Source organism: Chelativorans sp. ZYF759 (assembly GCF_012911015.1).
GTDB lineage: Bacteria > Pseudomonadota > Alphaproteobacteria > Rhizobiales > Rhizobiaceae > ZYF759.
Genome location: NZ_WVVV01000019.1, coordinates 42,549 through 60,585, shown reverse-complemented (window position 1 = coordinate 60,585; position 18,037 = coordinate 42,549). Strand labels below are relative to the sequence as shown.

At 64.7% G+C, this 18,037-nt stretch carries 16 protein-coding genes; 3 read left to right on the top strand and 13 right to left on the bottom strand.

Annotated elements, in window-relative coordinates:
* Positions 1-134: 134 nt before the first annotated feature.
* From GRZ55_RS20835 to GRZ55_RS20790, 10 genes are all read right to left on the bottom strand, one after another.
* Entirely contained in the window at positions 135-1,703 is a 1,569-nt protein-coding gene (locus GRZ55_RS20835; protein ID WP_169288880.1) for a GMC family oxidoreductase N-terminal domain-containing protein, read from the bottom strand.
* Entirely contained in the window at positions 1,700-3,331 is a 1,632-nt protein-coding gene (locus GRZ55_RS20830; RefSeq protein WP_169288879.1) for a GMC family oxidoreductase, read from the bottom strand. The genes GRZ55_RS20835 and GRZ55_RS20830 overlap by 4 nt, the downstream gene beginning before the upstream one ends.
* A gap of 23 nt (positions 3,332-3,354) precedes the next feature.
* On the bottom strand, positions 3,355-3,678 hold the full coding sequence (locus tag GRZ55_RS20825; protein ID WP_169288878.1) for a putative quinol monooxygenase: 324 nt from the start codon (positions 3,676-3,678) through the stop codon (positions 3,355-3,357).
* A 30-nt stretch (positions 3,679-3,708) separates the two neighbouring features.
* On the bottom strand, positions 3,709-4,137 hold the full coding sequence (locus GRZ55_RS20820) for a MaoC family dehydratase (protein ID WP_169288877.1): 429 nt from the start codon (positions 4,135-4,137) through the stop codon (positions 3,709-3,711).
* Positions 4,127-4,573, bottom strand: coding sequence for a hotdog fold domain-containing protein (locus tag GRZ55_RS20815; protein ID WP_169288876.1), 447 nt, complete (start codon positions 4,571-4,573; stop codon positions 4,127-4,129). Before GRZ55_RS20815 ends, GRZ55_RS20820 begins: the two co-directional genes overlap by 11 nt.
* A gap of 20 nt (positions 4,574-4,593) precedes the next feature.
* The gene (locus GRZ55_RS20810) at positions 4,594-5,757 is read right to left on the bottom strand and encodes an acyl-CoA dehydrogenase family protein (RefSeq protein ID WP_169288875.1); all 1,164 of its coding nucleotides are present in this window, start codon (positions 5,755-5,757) and stop codon (positions 4,594-4,596) included.
* Positions 5,758-5,844: 87 nt separating this feature from the next.
* The gene (locus tag GRZ55_RS20805) at positions 5,845-6,753 is read right to left on the bottom strand and encodes an alpha/beta fold hydrolase (protein ID WP_246734909.1); all 909 of its coding nucleotides are present in this window, start codon (positions 6,751-6,753) and stop codon (positions 5,845-5,847) included.
* The gene (locus GRZ55_RS20800; protein ID WP_169288873.1) at positions 6,728-7,510 is read right to left on the bottom strand and encodes an SDR family oxidoreductase; all 783 of its coding nucleotides are present in this window, start codon (positions 7,508-7,510) and stop codon (positions 6,728-6,730) included. The genes GRZ55_RS20805 and GRZ55_RS20800 overlap by 26 nt, the downstream gene beginning before the upstream one ends.
* A 27-nt stretch (positions 7,511-7,537) precedes the next feature.
* Positions 7,538-8,536 carry a zinc-binding dehydrogenase gene (locus GRZ55_RS20795; protein WP_169288872.1) on the bottom strand — a complete coding sequence of 333 codons (999 nt, stop codon included), beginning with the start codon at positions 8,534-8,536 and terminating at the stop codon, positions 7,538-7,540.
* Positions 8,537-8,568: 32 nt separating this feature from the next.
* Positions 8,569-9,732: an acyl-CoA dehydrogenase family protein gene (locus tag GRZ55_RS20790; RefSeq protein ID WP_169288871.1), complete on the bottom strand. Its 1,164-nt coding sequence runs from the start codon at positions 9,730-9,732 to the stop codon at positions 8,569-8,571.
* Positions 9,733-9,961: 229 nt separating this feature from the next.
* On the opposite strand from GRZ55_RS20790, the gene GRZ55_RS20785 reads away from it, so the two are divergent.
* The gene (locus GRZ55_RS20785; protein WP_169288870.1) at positions 9,962-12,679 is read left to right on the top strand and encodes a LuxR C-terminal-related transcriptional regulator; all 2,718 of its coding nucleotides are present in this window, start codon (positions 9,962-9,964) and stop codon (positions 12,677-12,679) included.
* 3 nt (positions 12,680-12,682) lie between these two features.
* Here GRZ55_RS20785 and GRZ55_RS20780 read toward each other — a convergent pair whose 3' ends face one another.
* Entirely contained in the window at positions 12,683-14,668 is a 1,986-nt protein-coding gene (locus GRZ55_RS20780; RefSeq protein WP_169288869.1) for an FAD-dependent oxidoreductase, read from the bottom strand.
* A 140-nt stretch (positions 14,669-14,808) separates the two neighbouring features.
* Here GRZ55_RS20780 and GRZ55_RS20775 point away from each other — a divergent pair, with 140 nt between their 5' ends.
* Positions 14,809-15,576 (top strand): SDR family NAD(P)-dependent oxidoreductase, encoded by a 768-nt coding sequence (locus GRZ55_RS20775; RefSeq protein ID WP_169288868.1) that lies wholly within the window; start codon positions 14,809-14,811, stop codon positions 15,574-15,576.
* Positions 15,573-16,649, top strand: coding sequence for an MBL fold metallo-hydrolase (locus tag GRZ55_RS20770; RefSeq protein ID WP_169288867.1), 1,077 nt, complete (start codon positions 15,573-15,575; stop codon positions 16,647-16,649). Before GRZ55_RS20775 ends, GRZ55_RS20770 begins: the two co-directional genes overlap by 4 nt.
* A 36-nt stretch (positions 16,650-16,685) precedes the next feature.
* On the opposite strand, the gene GRZ55_RS20765 is transcribed toward GRZ55_RS20770, so the two are convergent.
* Positions 16,686-17,165 (bottom strand): VOC family protein, encoded by a 480-nt coding sequence (locus GRZ55_RS20765; RefSeq protein WP_169288866.1) that lies wholly within the window; start codon positions 17,163-17,165, stop codon positions 16,686-16,688.
* A 76-nt stretch (positions 17,166-17,241) separates the two neighbouring features.
* Complete coding sequence (locus GRZ55_RS20760; RefSeq protein ID WP_169288865.1) at positions 17,242-17,994, bottom strand: SDR family NAD(P)-dependent oxidoreductase; 753 nt, start codon at positions 17,992-17,994, stop codon at positions 17,242-17,244.
* Between the last annotated feature and the right edge of the window lie 43 nt (positions 17,995-18,037).

The following is an 18,037-nucleotide window of genomic DNA, read 5'->3' as shown; positions in this document are numbered from 1 at the left end:
CCTCGTGGCGTTTTCTCCCGCTATCGGTCCCACGACCTCACTTTCGTCAACTCGGCTAGGCACCCGACAGGAGATAGTTCGGCTTGAACGCACGCATTATTGCGGATGCAATGTCTTTTTTTCCAGGCGCTTCCTCAGCTTGCCGCGATCATTTCCGCCGCCCGCAACGCCATCGCCATGGCGGGAGCGTTAGTGTTGCCGGAGACGAGACGCGGCATGATCGAAATGTCCACCACGCGCAACCCTTCGACACCCCGCACTCTCGTGCGCGTGTCAACGACCGACCCCGCGTCGGACCCCATACGGCAGGTTCCCGCCGCGTGGAATCCGGCTCCGCCGAACAGGTGGAACGCGTCGATGATCTCGTCGTCCGTGCCGACAGCCGGGCCGGGCCACGTCTCCACGGGTTCGAAGGCTTCGAGCGCCGGTTGCGCGAACAGCGCCCGGATGAAGCGGACGGTCGCGACCGATATGGCCCGATCCGCCTCCTCTGCCAGGTAATTGGGGTCGATAACCGGCAGTGCATCGGGGTTGGACGAGCTCAGCGTCAGCGAGCCAGCGCTTTCAGGCCGCATCGGATAGCCGCCGCAAAGCGCGCCCTCGTGCCGTTCGAGCTTCAGCTTCAGGGTCGATTTGTCGAGAGATATGGGGGCGAAGCCGATCTGCGCATCCGGCCTCGTCCCGCCGGGCAGGACGCGCACGAACCCGCCCACCTCGAAAGCCGCGTGGGCGAGCGGCCCGCTCCGCACCAGATAGTAGCGCAGCGCGCTGGCGATCATTCTCCAGCCTGAAAAGGCGGGGTTGTCGCTGCCGCGAGACACGGCGAACTGAAGCGAAAGCAGCCGGTGTTCGCGCAGGTTGAGCCCCACCTCGGGCGAGTCGGCGACCACGTCCAGCCCGAACGCCTGCAACTGGCGGGCGGGTCCGATGCCCGAGAGCATCAAGAGCTTCGGGGAATTGATCGTGCCCGCGGAAAGGATGATCTCCCTGCCCCTTTGCACGAAGCCGCGCCCGTCGCGGCCGCGCAACTCCACGCCGACAGCCCGGCGGCCGTCGAAGACGACGCGCAGGACATCCGTGTGGGTGAGGATGTCGAGATTGTGCCGTTTCCGCGCCTTTTCGAGGAATGCGACCGCCGCGCTCTGCCGCCGCCCGCGAAATATGGTGCGCGGCTGGTAGCCGACGCCCGCGCCGTTCAGCGCGTTGAGGTCGCCGCAGGGCGGCACGCCGAGGCCCGCGGCCGCGCCGATCACCGCGTCGCACAGCGGCTTGGCGGCGGGATGAGGCGTCACGGCGAGCGGCCCGTTCCCGCCGCCGGGTCCGCCTTCCATCGCCTCGAAACAGCGGGCCATGTCGGCCCATCCCCAGCCGTCGCAGCCCAACGCCTCCCACTCGTCGAAATCGTCCGGCAGGCCGCGCACATAGACCGAGCCGTTGACGGCGCTGGAGCCCCCCAGCCCGCGCCCCCTCAGCCAATGCTCGGAGCGGTTGCCACCTCCTGTTGGCAGCGCCTTGTAGATCCAGTTGTAGGCGGGATCGCCATTGATGCGGCCGAATCCGCGCGGCATGGTGACAAAGGGGTGACGATTCTCGCCGCCGCTTTCCACCAGAAGAACCCGGCTGGAGGGCTTCGCGGACAGCCGCTCGGCAAGAACGCAACCGGCCGAACCCGCGCCCACGATGATGAAGTCGTATTCTCTCACGCCGCTTTCCCCGCCCCGCGGCGCGCGTCGGCGATCAGCATGTCGGCCCCCTTCTCGGCGATCATCATCGTCGCCGCCCAAGTGTTGCCGGATGGCATCGTCGGCATGATCGAAGAGTCGATTACAGAAAGCCCCTCAATGCCCCGCACCCGAAGCCTCTCGTCGAGCACCGCCATGCGATCGCCCTCCGGCCCCATTGTCGCCGTCCCGACGAGATGGTTGGAGGAGTTCCCCTCCGCGCGTACGAAATCGAGCAGTTCGTCGTCGGTCCGAACGTCGGGGCCGGGAAAGGTCTCGGCCTCGATGTGAGGACACATGGCGGGGCTTGCCAGAAGGGCGCGCGCCGCACGCAGGGCGGCCAGCGTGACCTTTCGGTCGTAGTCGTGCGAAAAATAGTTCGGCTGGGTGAACGGGTTCTCGCGGAAATCGGCGCCGGCGATGCGTACCGCACCCGTGCTGCGCGGACGCATCGTCCAGACGCCGCAGGTCACGCCCGGAAACGCGTCGAGCTTGCCGATGTAACCGCGCCGGTAGCTCGCCGGGGTGAAGACCAGCGCATAGTCGGGATCGGCGAGCGACGCGTCGCTCTTCCAGAACACATGGAGGAGGGCGGGGCTGACGCTCAATATGCTCGGCTGGCCCAGCATCCATTTCGCGCCTTCGGCAGCAAGCTTCCAGCCCCTTTCGCGGCCGTTCACGCTGCCCTTGCCGTGCCGCGCCCTTGCAACGAGCCTCGGGCTGTAGTGGTCGCGCAGATTCTCTCCGACGCCTGGCAGATCCTGCCGGACATCGATGCCGTGGCTTCTCAGCAGGTCGGCGGGGCCGATTCCGGAAAGCTGGAGCAGCTTCGGCGTGTTGATGGCCCCCGCCGATACGACCACGCCGAGCCGGGCATCGGCTCGACGCGGAACGGATTCGCCTTCGCGGAAATAGGAAACCCCCATCGCGCGCCTGCCGTCGAACAGGATTTCGCTGACCTGACAGCGCGTAGCCACCGATACCGCGAACCGACGGGCCGCGGGGCGCAGGAAGGCGTCGGCGGTGCTGACCCGGCGCCCTCGAAAGATGGCGCTCTGATAGCTGCCGACGCCGGCCTGCTTTTCCCCATTATGGTCGGAGTTGAACGGAATACCGCTTTCGATCGCCGCCTGAACGAAGGCGTCGCTGATCGGGCTCGGCCACACCGGCGTCGTGACCGGAAGCCGGCCTTCACGACCGCGGAACGCATCGTCGCCGGGGCCGATACGGCGCTCGGTCCGCTTGAAGAAGGGCAGCACGTCGCCGTAGGCCCAGCCGCGATTGCCCAGCACTTCCCAGCCGTCATAATCGGCCGCTTGGCCGCGATTGTAGATCAGCCCGTTGACGGAGCTGGAACCACCGAGCGTGCGACCCTGGACAACGTGGATCGCGCGGCCATTGGTCCCCTCGGATGGCGCATGCGCCATCTGCCACGTCAAGCGTGGATCGAAGAGCGTCTTCATGAAGCCGGCAGGAATCTTGATATAGGGGTTCCTATCGGGTGGCCCCGCCTCGACCACGAGCACATTGTAGCCAGCCTCGCCAAGCCGATAGGCGACGATTGACCCCGCCGCGCCGGCGCCGACGACGATGTAGTCGAACGAATCCAAGGCTTCCGTACTCCGCCGGCCGCTCACCCGCCACGCGGGGCCGGTGCGCGGATCCTGACCTTTTCGACGTCGCCGCCGAAGGCCTTGACCTGAGAGATCTTCGCCACATCACCGAGCACCGACGTGAAGCGCAGCGAATGCCCGGCGTCGATATGGTCTTCCATCGCCGCGAGCGTCTCCCACATCTCGCAGAGGTGGAAGCGATCGGGATCGGCAAGATCGCGCGCATAGGTGTAGACGATGCATCCGGATTCGCGACGTGTCTCCGCCATCATGTCGGCCATTGCCGCGGCTAGCAGGTCGCGCTGCCCCGGAAGCGCGTCGATCGTCATCGAGACGAAAATCATCGGTGTCCTCCCCGCCTCATGCCCTCGCCTTCAGCCCAGCGCATCGAAAACGGCGGCCGGCAATTCCACGACCGCCGTTCCTGTGATGACAATGTCGCGCTCCTCGGCTTTCAGCGTGAAATCGCAGGCGACGCGGACTGTATCGCCGCTCCGCGCGACTGTCGTCACCGTCGCGCCGGCTTCCAGCGCGTCCCCCTCATAGACATTGTCCACGAAGCGGTTCGAAATGGATTCGATGAAGCCGCCCGGCAGGGCCGCTTGCAGCATGTTGATGATGTAGCTGAGATTGATCGGCCCCTGGTTGATGAGCCGGTCGCCCAGCCCCTTGGCGCGCACGACCTCGCGGTCGAGATGGATGGGGTTGGGGTCCTCGAGGATCGGCGCCCAGGCCTTCATGGTCTCCGGGCTGACGAAATCCACCTTCAGCGGCGGCAGCGACATTCCCGGCTCAATTGCCATCTTCGTGCCCCCTGGGAAGTATCCAGCTGTTGGTGACGGAGCAGGCGCGCGTGCCGTCGGGCAGATCGAGGTGGAGCTGGTACTCGACCAGATCCATGATTCCGAGCTTGCGGCTCCGCTTGCGGGTCAGGCCGAGGATGCGGCCGCGCACCCGGTAGGGCTCGCCCGTCATCAGCGGCCGGAAATATGTGACGTCGCACGTGCCCATCATCGGGCCGTCCTCCACATCGAAATTGCAAAGCGCACACAGGCCGGCCACGGTCTCGCCCATGCCGACCTGCGTGGCGATATAGAAATAGACCGGGTGGGCCTTGCCGCCGGCATCGGGCTCCACACCGAGCGAATGGCAGAGCGTCCGATTCTGCTCCGCCGAGATCACATAGTTCGCGCCGTCGAGGCTGTGTCCGACGACGTCGGGAAGTTCGGGTATGGTCATGGTCGGTCGGATTTCCCCTGTCAGAACGAGCGTGGAAGGCCGAGCGACTCGGCGATCGAATTGCGGACCATTTCGTTGGAGATCGGCGTGATGCGCAGGATGCGGTGATCACGCCAGTAGCGCTGCATGTCGGTCTCGGCCGAATATCCCATGCCGCCGAGTATCTGGATGCCGAGGTCGGCCGCTTTCACGGCATATTCGGAAGCGATCATCTTGAGCATGTTGGCCTGCGTGCCGCATTCCTGGCCGGTCGACTGGAGCCAGGCCGTGTAGTGCAACATGAGTTCCACCTGCATCCGCCATGTGGCGATGTCGGCGACATAATGCTGCAATGCCTGGAACCTGCCGATCGGCTGGCCGAACGCCTTGCGCTGCTTCATGTAATCCAGCGCGTCCTCAAGCACGCCGTCAATGGCGCCGAGGCATTGCGCGGCGACCATTATGCGCTCGTTGTTGAGCGTCGGCAAAAGCATGTACCAAGCGCGCCCCGGCTCGCCCAGCACCAGGTCGTCCGGCACGAAGACGTTGTCGAAATGCACGGTGCTCGATCCGATCGAACGCATGCCGAGCTTGGAAAGGGTGGTGTTGGTGATGCCTTCGGACTTCGCCGGAACGAAGAACAGGGTCAGGCCGTGATGGCGCTTCTCGACATTCCTGTCGGTGCGGGCGAGCAGCAGGATGTAGTCGGCGACATGGGAAGCCGAGGACCACATCTTCTCGCCCGAAACAAGCCAGCCGCCTTCCGTGCGCGTCGCGGTGGTGCGCATCGCACCCAGGACGTCGGTTCCGCCGCCAGGCTCGGTGAAGCCGATCGACACCCGGCAGTCTCCGGCCGCGATCTCGGGCAGGAAACGCCGCTTCTGTTCCTCGCTGCCATAGACGCCGATCGACTTGGCTCCAGCGAAGGAGGTCAGGCCCCAGACCCAGAGCAGCCCACCGACCGATCTCGCCACTTCGCGGGCAAAGATCATCTGGGTGAGCACGTCGCCGCCTTGCCCCCCATACTCCTCGTCGATGCCGATTCCGAAGAAGCCCGCTTCCCTGAACTTGTCCCAGAGGACGAAGGGATACTCCTTCTCTTTCGCCTCAAGCTCCCGTGAAAGGCTCTTGGGCACTTCGGCGTCCACCCAGCGGCGAACCATGTCGCGGAATGCGATCTGCTCTTCGGAAAAGCTGAAGTCCATTGGGTTCCCTGTCGGTGTTTCTTCCCGTGCATACAGAGAGGCCGCTGCCTCTTTTTGCCGTGCTCATTCCTTGCGGCGCGCGCAAAGTCAGGCCGCCTCCTCGTGGCGTTTCAGGAAATCGATCGTTGCGTCGCAGAACACCTCCAGGCGCTGCGTCTTCATCAGATGCCCGCCGCCGACGATGTCGAAGACTTCGGTGGTTGGGAGAGTGTGCCGGAAATCGGCAACGCAATCGTCGGTCACGAGGTCGCTGAGCGTGCCGCGCACGAGCAATGTCGGCATTGTCAGGCTCGCGGCGGCAGCCGAAAGCCTTTCCTCGATGGCGTCGGGGGAAAGGTACCTGTCCAGCGCCGCCTTCGGGTCCCATCGCCAGTAAATTCGCCCGTCTGCTCCGGTACGTATGGAGTGGCTGAGTCTGAAATAGTTGTGCCCGATCTCCCTCTCGGCATAGGTCTCAAGGGTGCGGGTAGCTTCCTCGATCGAGTCGAAGCCTACCATGCTGGCGCGAAGAAAATTGCTGACCCGCTCCAAGCCGGCCGCGTTCATGCGCGGCGTCGAATCGACCAGGACCAGCGATCTGATGCTTTCCGCGCCGAGCGCCGCGGCGGTCTGCAATGCGACCCTCCCACCAAGCGAGGCCCCGACGATACTCGGGCGTGAAGGCATGGCTCGAACGATCGCCGTCAGGTCGCGCGTATGCGCCTCCAACGAGTAGTCGCCATCCTCGGCCCAATCGCTTTCGCCATGGCCGCGAAGGTCGAGCGAGACGACGGAAAAGCCGGCGGCCGCCATTCTCTGCAGGGCGCTACGCCAAGAACGCCTGCTCTGTCCGCCTCCGTGGACGAAGATAACGCGAGGGCGCCACGGATCGCCCGCGATATCGGTCGCCAGACGAAGTCCCTCCGGCGTGGTAAAATGAGCGGAAACGATCGGCGGCACGTCAGGTAACTCCGGGTGCGGCGGCGGTGTTTTAGCGGCAGCCAAGCATGCCTCCATCGACTGAAAGCTGCGTTCCCGTCACATAAGCGCCCGCCTTGGAGGCGAGAAAGATGCACGCGCCGGCGATGTCCGCAGCCGAGCCCAGCCGGCCCAACGGAACCCGCTCGATCAGTTCGGAGAGCTTCTCCTCCTCGGCCCTGATGTGAGACGTCATCTGTGTGGGGAAGTAACCGGGCAACAGCGCGTTGACAGTGATGCTGTCGCTAGCCAGATCGGCGGCCAAGACCTTCGACAGATGATGGATCGCCGCCTTGCTGGCCGCATAGGAATAGGCGGAAAGGCGCTCGGCGGCGGCTCCAGCGACCGAACCGATATTTATGATGCGCGCCGGATCATCCGCATTTGCCGCGTTGCGAAGAGCCGGCAGCAACTCGCGGACCAGCGTAAAGGGTGTCTGCACGTTGACGGCCAGCACGCCGGGCCAAGCCTTGTCGGGGAAGCTCTCGAGCGGTGCGCCCCAAGTGCGGCCCGCGTTGTTGACGAGGATATGCACCTTGGGCTCGCGCTCGCTCACGACGCGGGCAAGGTCTGCGGCCGCTTCCGGTGTGGAAAGGTCCGCGGTGAGACCGATGCACCGGCCGCGGCCGCGAGCGAACATCTGCTCCGCTGCGCCTTCCGCATCCGCCTGCTTGCGGGAGGTAATGTAGACCGTCGCGCCCGCGTCGACCAGCCCCTCGGCGATCATCCGGCCCAGGCCATTCGCCCCGCCGGTGACAACCGCTACCTTGCCGCTTATGTCGAAGAGATCAGTCACGTCTTGATACCGTTTGCCTGTCATCCCTCAAAGGGTGATGACGATCTTGCCGAAATGGTTGCTTTCCAGAAGGTCGAAGGCCTCTCCAGCGTTCGCGATCGTAACTGTCCGATCGATCACCGGTTTGATCTGCTTGTCGCCTACGAAATCCAGCATACCCCTGAAATCGTCGAGGTTGCCCATCGCCGTCCCGAAGACAGTCGCATGGCGCAGGAACAGCTCCGGCGCGTTGAGAGTGAATTGGGGGCCTCGCGTCGATCCGTAGATGACGACCTTGGCGCCGAAGCTGAGCGCGCGCGCGTAGCTGCCATAGGCGGCGGCCGGCGCGCCGTCGATCACCACGTCGAACCCGCCCGCCGTCTTGCGCGCAGCCTTGCCCCAATCCTCGTCGCGATAGTTGAAGCCGCCCGCCGCCCCGAGTTCGGCCGCCTTCGCCAGATTGGACTCGTCGCCGCTGGTGACGTAGACTTCGGCATTCAGCGCCACGCAGAATTTAAGGGCGAACATGGCCACGCCGCCGCCGATGCCCGTTATGAGCACCTTGTCGCCCGGCTTGACCCGTGCCTTGACGGTCACCGCGCGCCATGCCGTCAACGCAGCGGTCGGTAGCGCTGCTGCCTGCTCGAAGCTCAGGGACGCCGGCTTCTCGAAGACGTTCTCCGCCGGAACGCAAATGAAATCGGCGATCGTGCCTGGGACCGGCATGCCGAGCAGGCAGAAATCCTTGGACGGAAAGTCTGGGCTGTCACCCCAGTTGAGCGCCGGATAGAGCACGACCTCCTTGCCGACGAGCCCGCCATCCACGCCCTCGCCTACCGCATCCACCACTCCGGCACCGTCGGCACCGAGGATGCATGGAAGGTTCATGCCGGGGTATTGGCCCCGGCTGATCCACAACTCGCGGTGATTCAGCGAGGCGGCACGGATTGCGACGCGAACCTCGCCCGTCTTCGGCGAAGGTGTCGGCTCCTCCTGCACAACGACGCTTTGCGGCCCCTTGGCCTCGTTCAGAACCAATGCTTTCATCGTTCCACGCCGCCTTCCTTAAAACCGTGAACTCAGAACGAGCGGGGCAGCCCCAGCCGCTCTGCTATTCCGTTGCGCGCCATCTCGTTGGTGATCGGTCCGATCTGCCACAGCCTGGCATCGCGCCAGTAACGCTGCATATCGGTCTCGGCCGAGTAGCCCATGCCGCCGAGAATCTGGATGCCGAGGTCCGCCGCCTTGACGGCGCTGTCGGAGGCGAAGACCTTGAGCATGCTGGATTCCATTCCACATTCCTTGCCGGCCGACTGAAGGCTTGCGGTGTAGAACAGCATCAGTTCGACCTGCTGACGCCATGTGGCGATGTCGGCGACATAATGTTGGAGCACCTGGAACTGGCCGATCGGCTTGCCGAACGCCTTGCGCTGCTTCATGTAGTCGAGCGCATCTTCAAGCACGCCGTCGATGACCCCTGCGCAGAAGGCTGCGACCATGATCCGCTCGTTGTTGAGCGTCGGCAGCAGCATGTACCAGGCACGGCCCGGCTCTCCGAGCACATCCGCGTCGGACACGAAGACCTCGTCGAAGTTCACCGTGCAGGAGCCGATCGAGCGCATGCCGAGCTTCGGCAGTGGGGTGATCTTGATCCCCTTCTGCGTGGCGGGAACGAAGAACAGCGATACGCCGTGGTGCTGCTTCTCGACGTTCTTGTCGGTGCGGGCGAGCACGAGGAGATAATCGGCGACATGGGAGGAAGAAGACCATATCTTCTCGCCCGACAGGATCCAACCGCCGTCTCCCCGCACCGCATTGGTCCTAAGCGCGCCCAGCACGTCGGTTCCGCCGCCTGGTTCCGTGAAGGCGATCGCCGCGCGCAGTTCGCCCCTGGCGATCGGCGGCAGGAAGCGTTGCTTCTGTTCTTCCGAGCCGTAGATTCCTATCGATTTGCCGCCGGCAAAGGAGGTGATGCCCCAGATCCAGGCCAGGCCGCCGAGCGAACGGGCCAATTCGCGGGCCAACGTCATCTGCATGATGACGTCGCCGCCCTGTCCGCCATATTTCTCGTCGATGCCGATGCCGTGGAACCCAGCCTCGGTGAACTTGTCCCAGAGGGCGAAGGGATAATTGTGCTCGTCGCGCTCGAGTTCGCGCGACCAGCTCTTGGGCACCTCGGCGTCAACCCACCGCCGCACCGTCTCTCGGAAGGACCGCACCTCTTCGGAAAGCTCGAAATCCATGGTCACCTGCCTTGTTTCGCACGCACCCTCATGGAAAGATTTTCTCCCAGCACCTATCTCGCGATAGGATGCCGTCGATTTGTTATCGCATATGCAATGAGTGGATGGAGAGTGATCGCAGCATGGCCGCCGGTGGGCGTTTCATATACGCTGTCGGCCAGCAGCTATAGGGACGAGCCGGCTCGGGAGGAGTGGGAGCAGATCGTCCGCATATGGGTGAGGAGAAATCATGAAGGTCGTGAGGACGGCGCTGCTGCCGCCGCGCATCGAAACCGGAGTTGTTGCGAGACCCCGTCTTTTGGAGCATCTAGGCAAGTCGGCTCAGGTCAGGCTCACGCTTGTCCAGGCACCTGCCGGATTCGGCAAGAGCACGATCCTTCTGCAATGGCACGGCGACCTCGCGGCGCGCGGTGAACTGGTCGCGTGGCTGGCCCTTGACGGTTATGCGACCGACATCATGGGCCAGATCCTCTCGGCGCTGTCGGAGAACATTGCCGAGTTCCGCGACCGTCTTGCCCACCATTTTTCGACGGAGGCGTTCGTCACGACCGACGCTGAACTCGGCGCGGCGATCGAGTGCCTGTCACGGATCGAGAAGTCCATCCATCTCCTCATCGACGACGTCCACATGCTGCCGACAGAAAACATGCATGTGCTGGGCCGTTTCATCGAGCGCCTGCCCTCGAACGTGACCATCACGCTGGCCACGCGCGAAACCCCGGAACTGCCGCTTGCGCGCCTGCGCGCCCACGGGCTGCTGAACGAGATCGGCATGAGCGATCTGCGTTTCACAATCGAGGAAACGAGAAACCTGCTTGCCGCAGCAAACCAGGCGGACCTGCCCGACACCGACGTCGAAAGCCTTGTCGTGCGAACGGAAGGATGGGCCGCTGGGTTGAAGCTCGCCAATCTGGCGATGCTGCGGGAGCCCGACCGTGCCCAGTTGATCGCGTCCTTCAGTGGCAGCAAGAGCATCATCGCGGATTTCTTCTCCGAGGATGTGTTCGGCTCCCAACCGCCTGATCTGCAGGAATTCCTGCTGAACACCTGCCTGCTCGAACGCATGAGCATTGACCTGTGCGACGCGGTCACGGGAAGGACCAATAGCCGCGAGCTTCTGGCCCGCATCGAGGCGGCGGGGCTTTTCCTCGTCAGGCTCGACAACGAACAGGTCTGGTACAGGTATCACGGCCTGTTCTCCGGCTTCTTGTCGCGCCGGCTCGCCGACATCGACCGCAATGCAGCCGCGCGCATCCACCTGCGCGCAAGCCGGTGGTTCTTCGAGAACGGGCAGGTGATCGAAGCGCTCGATCACGCGGTCAAGTCCGGGGATCAATCCTGGTTCGCGACCATCCTCGAGGAAACTTGCGAGAATCTCGTCTACAACGGCAAGCTGACATTCGTCGTGCGGCAGGCGGAGATGCTTGATCGCACGATCCTGATCCGTCATCCGCAGATCTTGCTGTCCGTCGCATGGCTGCGCATCCGCAACCTGCGTTGTGAGGAAGCGCGCGAGGCGATCGCACTCGCTACAGCGCGCATAGAGGAGATGCAGGCCGAAGGACTGAGCGAGGAACGCTTCCACCACCTCTCGCTCTTGTTGAACCACCGCCGGATGATGCTCGCGGCCGCAGAAGACGATTTCGCGATCGTCGAGGATCTGAGCAACATGCTGCTGCGCGAGATGGGCGAGAGCAAGCCCTATATCACCTGCACGCTTTACGGCCAGATGCTGCGGGCCCAGCGCGAGCAATTCAAATATGCCCAACTCGAAAAGCTGGAAGCCAAGGCCCGCGCCGTCCTCGACAAGTCGGGCTACAAATTCGCCTTCGTCGCGCTGCAGGCGATCGTCGGACCGACCCTGTTCTCCATGGGCCGAAGCGATGCCGCCGTCCGCGCGCTCCAGCACGGGATCGACCAGGCAGTGAGCTTCGCGGGGACGGGCTCCGGCCTGGCGGCGCTGCCCGCGCTGCCTCTCGCCGAACTCGCTTACGAGCGCAACGATCTGGACACGGCTGCGCAACTCGTCAAAGACTACCTGCCGGTCGCGCGTGAGTTCGGCTTCATCGACGAGCTCATGTCCGGCTATCTGGTGGCGCCGAAGCTGCATTTCGCGCGCGGTGAGATGGGCGCGGCGTTCCGAGCGCTCGACGACGCCAAATCCGTCGCGCTCGAGCTCGGCCTCGACCGGCTGGCAACGGGCGTGCTCGCCGAGCGGATCAGGCTGCTGCTGCGCACCGGCCACACCGAACGGGCGCTGGAACTGGCCCGCTCGAGCGCCATACCGATGGACGCCCGCAGCGTCAGCCCGCAGATCGCAAGCACCACGCGCGACGACATAGTCGCCATAACCTGGGTGCGTCTGGCCATCAGCCGGGGCGACATCGCCGACGCTCTGGTCGTGGCGCAGCGCTGGAAGCAGTTCTGCGCGCACCGTGGCGCCGTCCGTCATCTCGTCCGCTGGAACCTGCTTCTTGCCCAGCTCTTGCTCATGAACGGCGATCTGAGGGCCGCCCAACGCACCCTCCGGGAGGCTCTGGTCGCTTCGGCGGAAGGCGGCAGCGTGCGCGCCTTCCTCGACGAAGGGGTAATGATCCATGAGCTTCTGGTCGAATCCTACGGCAGCGGATTGATGACGAAGCATCCTGCCGATCTCTTCGCCTACGACCTGCTCTCGGCATTCGAGAGCAAATCGAAGGGCCGGCTGGCGGACGATGCCGACCAGCACGCCGACGAGCAGGTCGGCATCGACGGCAAGATGACCGGGCGTGAACTGGAAATCCTCACCTTCGTCGCGTCGGGCCTGCGCAACCGGGAGATCGGCGACAGGCTCGGCCTCACCGAAGGCTCGGTCAAGTGGTACATGCAGCGCATCTACGACAAGGTCGGCACGCGCCGGCGTTCGGTCGCCGTCGAAAGGGCGCGCCAGTTCGGCCTGCTGGACTGAGCGTCAGGTCAGAGAGCGGAGCAAGTTTCCACCAACGAAGCCCCGCACTGCCCCATGAGCTGAATGCACCGCGTCCCCGATCCGCGCGATATGGTTCGCGTCGCCGATTACCGTCACCTCAACCCCCGCCTGCTCGAGCGGCTTGGCAAGCGCGGCGCCCGTCCGGCGGCCCTGGGCGATGACCAGCGCGGAAGCGTCCAGCCTCGAATTGCGTCCATCTCTGCGCCGGACGATGATCACATTCCCGCGAAGCGCCTCGATCATGGCATTGTCGAGGATGATGATCTGGTCATTGGCGAAAAGACGCTTGACGAGATGCTTGCGGTACATCGCCTCCGCCGACCGCGCGAGCTGGCGCGCGTCCGAGCGGGTCACGATCACGACGCTATGGCCTTTGGCGGCAAGATATTCGGCCGTTTCGCAGCCGGTCTCCCCGCCACCATAGACGACGACCGGCAGGCTGGCTTCGGCATCGATAAAAACATCGCCCGCCAGGAGATCGTATGCGTTTATCACGGTGGCGGTGTCGGCCCCTTCAATTTCCATGCCCAGCGGTTGCGCGCCCGTAGCGATGACCGCCACGGCGGGCTCGCATGCCAGCAGCGTCTGCACGTCGGCCGCATGCCCGAGATGGATCGATATCCCGCTTCTCGCAATCTCGGCCTCGAGGTAGTCGCGATACCAGAACAGCTTCTCCTTGAGTGGCGGCCTTGCGGAAACCGTCAGCCCGCCGCCCAGCCGCTCCCGCGCTTCGAAGAGATGGACCTGATATCCTGAAAGGTCGAGATCGAGCGCCGCCGCCATGCCGCCCGGGCCGCCGCCGACCACCACGGCGACGCGGCCCTGCCCGCTCTCCGGCAATGGCGGGGCCAGCTCGTTGCCGGTGCGCGGGCTTTCCGCGCAGCCGATCGGCTGGTGCTCCACCACGCGGGTGAAGCACCAGTTGCAATTGGTGCAGGCGCGTATCCTGTTCTCCTCGCCGCCGATGGCCTTCCGCACCCATGCGGCGTCGGCGAGCAACGGTCGCCCGAGGCAGATGAGATCCGCGTCGCCTCTTGCCAGCGCATCCTCGGCAGTACCAGGCCAGCGCACCGGGCCGATGCCGACGACCGGTGCGCCAGCGGCCGCGCGGATGCGGCGGCTGTCCTCGAAGCGCCATCCTTCCGGCATCGACATCGGATCGACCGCAAGGTCAAGGCTCCCCGCAAGAGTGCCCGTGGAGACGTCGAGGCAATCCGCCCCGGCAGCGACCAGGCGCGGTGCAATCCGCTCCATGTCCTCCACCGTCAGCCCGCCCGGAAGATGTTCGGCGGACGAGAGGCGGTAGAGAAGGGGCCGATCCGGCCCGATCGCATTCTTGACGCGCCGCACCACGCTTTCGGCGAAACGCAGGCGGCGCTCGAAGTCGCCGCCCCATGCGTCATCCCGCCGGTTGGCCAGCGGCGACAGGAAGGCCATCGGCAGGTAGCCGTGCGCACCGTGGATTTCGATCGCCTCGTATCCCGCCTCCAGCGCCAGCGCGGCCGCGCGGCCGAAACTGTCGATGATCTCCTCGATCTCGCCATGCGTCAGCGCGCGAGCCGTCGGGGTGACGCCGTCGCGCTTCGACACCTCGGCGGTGGGGCCGCCCGGCAACCCGTCGACGGTGCGGCGGTCGACATGGCGGCCGGCCGCGTGGAGCTGCAACGCCACCCGGCTGCCCGCGCGCCTGATCGCGGCTGCCAGCCGCCCATGGCTGGCGAGGGTGTCGCGGCCATCCAGGACAAGCTGGTTCAGCTCCGCTCGGCCGAAGCGGCGGTTGACGCAGGTGAACTCCACGATGACCAGCCCGACCCCACCCTCGGCGCGTTCGCGATAGAAGGCGACCTGTCCCGGGCTCACGGATCCATCCGCGTTGCCCAGCCCGCTCGACATCGGGGACATGACGGTGCGGTTGGGTATCTCCAGCCCGGCAAGCCTGAACGGGCTTGCGAGGAGATCGTATGGCATCGGCGATGTCCCTGCTAACGATTGCCTCATACTTCACTGCTCGATCACGGAACGAAACCTGTCGACCGATAGGAGACGTAAGGGTGCGCTTGCGCGCAAGCTGGCGATGAGCCGCATACGGCGGGAAAGGAAGCGACGGGATGGCGAGAAACGACAGATCGGATGGAGCGGCTTTCGTGGTCGGCGGCAGCGGCGGCCTCGGAACGGCGATCTGCCGCGCGCTTGCCAACGAATTCGAGGCCGTGTTCTTCACCTATCGTTCCAATCGCCAAGCAGCAGAAGCGCTGGCAAGCGAGCTTGTCCGCACCGCCAGGACCGGCTTCGCGCCGTTGGACATCACCGATAGCGCATCTGTCTCGGGGGCGCTCGCGGCAGCCACGGAGACGTTCGGCACGGTCCCGGCCGTCATCCTTGCCTCGGGCGCTCACATTGCCCAGCCATACGTGTCGCAGATCGGCGAGAGCCAGTGGCTCGACGTCATCCAGACGGAACTGCTCGGCTTCACGCGGCTCGTCGCCGCGGCGCTGCCCGTCTTCCGCCGTCAGGAAGGCGGGGCATTCGTCAGCCTCACCAGCGTCGCAACGCGCAGCTACCCGCCCGGCGACGCGCTGTCATCCGTTCCGAAGGCGGGGATCGAAGCGCTGAGCCGTGCCGTCGCCAAGGAGGAAGGACGCTACGGCATCCGCGCCAACTGCGTCGCTCCGGGCATCATCGACGCCGGGCTCGGAGAAGCGTTCCTGAAGGAACTCCACTCACCCCAGATATGGGAAGGCCAGCGCAAGCGCATTGCCCTGCAACGCTTCGGCAAGGCCGAGGAGGTCGCCGAGGTGGTGACCTTCCTGGCGACCGAAAAGTCACGCTACGTCACCGGGCAGACCATTCTCGCCGACGGCGGATTCCACCTTTGAACTCTCGCAGGACGACCGGAGGCGAAACCGGCAGGCCAGGCGCGCAGGACTGCTTCAACATTTCGCAACCCGCCTTCGGAACGGTTGCGCAGATCGCGCCCGGACTGCTCTGGACGCGCCTCCCCCTGCCGATGAAGGTTGGCCACACCAATGTTTATCTGCTCGCCGACGCGGACGGTTGGGCGATCATCGATACGGGGTATGGCGACGCGCGGTCCATCGACACGTGGCGGCGCCTTCTCGATGGTCCCTTGATGGGACAGCGGATTACCAGGGTGATCGTCACCCACGCCCATATCGACCATATCGGCGCGGCGGGCTGGCTATGCCGGACCCTTGGCGCGCCTTTGCATATGAGCCAGGTGGAATACCTGACCTGCCAGATCGACCTTCTCGATCCGGGGCGGTACGGCAGGGACGAATATCAGGCGTTCCTGCGCAGCCACGGTGTCGGCAGCGAGGCGGCCGTCTCGATCGCCGGCCTTCTGGCAGCCTATGGCGATGGATTGACGGGGCTGCCGGAAACGTTCGTCTCGCTCAATGCCGGCGACATCCTCGAACTGGGCGACCGCAGGCTCAAAATCCTGCTCGGGCCGGGACACTCTCCTGCCCAGCTGATGCTGCATTGCCCGGAGGAGGGATGGCTGATCTCCGCCGACCAGATTCTGGGCGGCATACAGCCACTACTCGTGCTCCCGCCGACCGAGCCGGACGGGAATCCCTATGAGCTTTTCCTGCGCTCGATGGACGAACTCGCGGGGGATGTCGATCCAGACGCACTCGTGCTGCCGGGGCACTATCTGCCGTTCTTCGGCCTAGCCGACCGCATCGCCTTGCAGCGGGAACATCACCATTCGCGTTGCGAGATAATGGTGGAAGCATGCTGCGAACAGCCCCGTTCGGCGGCCGAACTCACACAATCTCTTTTCCCCGGCCCGCTCAACCATCGCCAGTTGAACCATGCCATCGGCGAGGTCATACCCTACGCCAACTGGCTCGTGACGCAGAGACGGATGCATTGGCTCGACCACAATGCCGACGGCGTGAGACGGCTGTCCTGCGCGAGGCGTTAGCCCCACGCCGGACGCGACTGCCTCCGAAAGCGCGCCTCAGGTTTCCGAGGCGGGATACCATTTGCCGTCGTCGCGGGTTTCGTAGGGCTTGGCCACCTCGACGAGAACGCCGTGCGCGCTCTTGCCCGACACCCAGCCCCATTCCTGCCACGGCATGTTCGGGTCGCTGGAGATGCCGCCGAGCGTCTCGACCCCGCTTTCCTTCAGCTTTTCAAGCGACCCCGGGACATCCTTCGTCGTAAGGCAGATGTGATGGACGTGCTCGCCATGCTTCTGCAGGCGTCGCCAGAGCGGCGTGTCCGGACCGGGTTCGATCATCTGGATTTCCGCGCCGTGATCGGAGACGAAGGTCGCCCAGCGCATGCGGTCCTCGCCGCCCTCGAACTCATCATAGCGCACGAGGCGCTTTTCCAGTTGCCTGGGATCGAGCACGCCGAGGATTTTGGTCCAGTCCTCGACGGCCTTATCGAGATCGTGAACCAGGAGACAGACATGGGCGAAAGGGCCGCTTGGCATGGGGAATTCCTTCTCGTGATGATTGGGCGTGACGGTAAGGCGACCGTGGTCGCATTCACCTATCGCAGGGTAGGGACTACACCGGACCGATGGTCAGCCCACCGCAGACATAGAGGGTCTGGCCCGTGACGTAGCCCGCGTCACTGGAGGCGAGAAAGCGGATGCAAGCCGCGACTTCCTCGGCCTCGCCCGCACGCCCCATGGGAACATGATCGATTGCCTGCTGTCGGTAGTCGTCGGGCACCGTGAGGAATATACCAGTCCCGATAAGTCCGGGCGCGACGCAATTGACCGTCACGCCGGACTTGGCAAGCTCGAAGGCGGCCGTTCGGGACAGTGCTTCGATCGCACCTTTGGCCGCTGCGTAGCTGGCTCCGCCGAACGTGCCGCGTGCGGCAGTCGAGCTCGTGTTGACGACGCGGCCATAGCCGCGCTTGCGCATGCTCGGCAGAAAGACGCGCATGGAGTTGAGCGTGCTGTTCAGATGCGTCGCCATGGTCAAGGAAAAATCCTCGTCCTTGACCTTCACCAGGATGTCGTTGCGGACGACACCTGCCAGGTTGACAAGGACATCGACCAAGCCGTGCCGTACCTCGATCCGCTCGCGCAACGCATCGACAGCCGCACGATCGGTGGCGTCGCAGGCTTCGGCATCCGCAGACAGGCCGGCGCCGCGTATTTCGGTCGCGACAGCCTCCGATCTCTCGCTGGAAAGATCGACGACGATGACGTGCTGTCCTGCAAGCGCAAGCGAGCGGCAGGTGGCGCTACCGATGCCGCCGGCGCCGCCCATTACGACCGAGACACGCCTCGCGCTGCCCTCTGTCATCTGTTCCTCCCGGCGCCGACTGGTTAATTGCAGCAAACATGGC

Coding starts and splice junctions, on each gene's coding strand:
- GRZ55_RS20790 (WP_169288871.1), bottom strand. CDS start 9,732: ATGGATTTCGAGCTTTCCGAAGAGGTGCGGTCCTTCCGAGAGACGGTG.
- GRZ55_RS20795 (WP_169288872.1), bottom strand. CDS start 8,536: ATGAAAGCATTGGTTCTGAACGAGGCCAAGGGGCCGCAAAGCGTCGTT.
- GRZ55_RS20780 (WP_169288869.1), bottom strand. CDS start 14,668: ATGCCATACGATCTCCTCGCAAGCCCGTTCAGGCTTGCCGGGCTGGAG.
- GRZ55_RS20785 (WP_169288870.1), top strand. CDS start 9,962: ATGAAGGTCGTGAGGACGGCGCTGCTGCCGCCGCGCATCGAAACCGGA.
- GRZ55_RS20820 (WP_169288877.1), bottom strand. CDS start 4,137: ATGGCAATTGAGCCGGGAATGTCGCTGCCGCCGCTGAAGGTGGATTTC.
- GRZ55_RS20805 (WP_246734909.1), bottom strand. CDS start 6,753: ATGGAGGCATGCTTGGCTGCCGCTAAAACACCGCCGCCGCACCCGGAG.
- GRZ55_RS20760 (WP_169288865.1), bottom strand. CDS start 17,994: ATGACAGAGGGCAGCGCGAGGCGTGTCTCGGTCGTAATGGGCGGCGCC.
- GRZ55_RS20815 (WP_169288876.1), bottom strand. CDS start 4,573: ATGACCATACCCGAACTTCCCGACGTCGTCGGACACAGCCTCGACGGC.
- GRZ55_RS20775 (WP_169288868.1), top strand. CDS start 14,809: ATGGCGAGAAACGACAGATCGGATGGAGCGGCTTTCGTGGTCGGCGGC.
- GRZ55_RS20825 (WP_169288878.1), bottom strand. CDS start 3,678: ATGATTTTCGTCTCGATGACGATCGACGCGCTTCCGGGGCAGCGCGAC.
- GRZ55_RS20810 (WP_169288875.1), bottom strand. CDS start 5,757: ATGGACTTCAGCTTTTCCGAAGAGCAGATCGCATTCCGCGACATGGTT.
- GRZ55_RS20765 (WP_169288866.1), bottom strand. CDS start 17,165: ATGCCAAGCGGCCCTTTCGCCCATGTCTGTCTCCTGGTTCACGATCTC.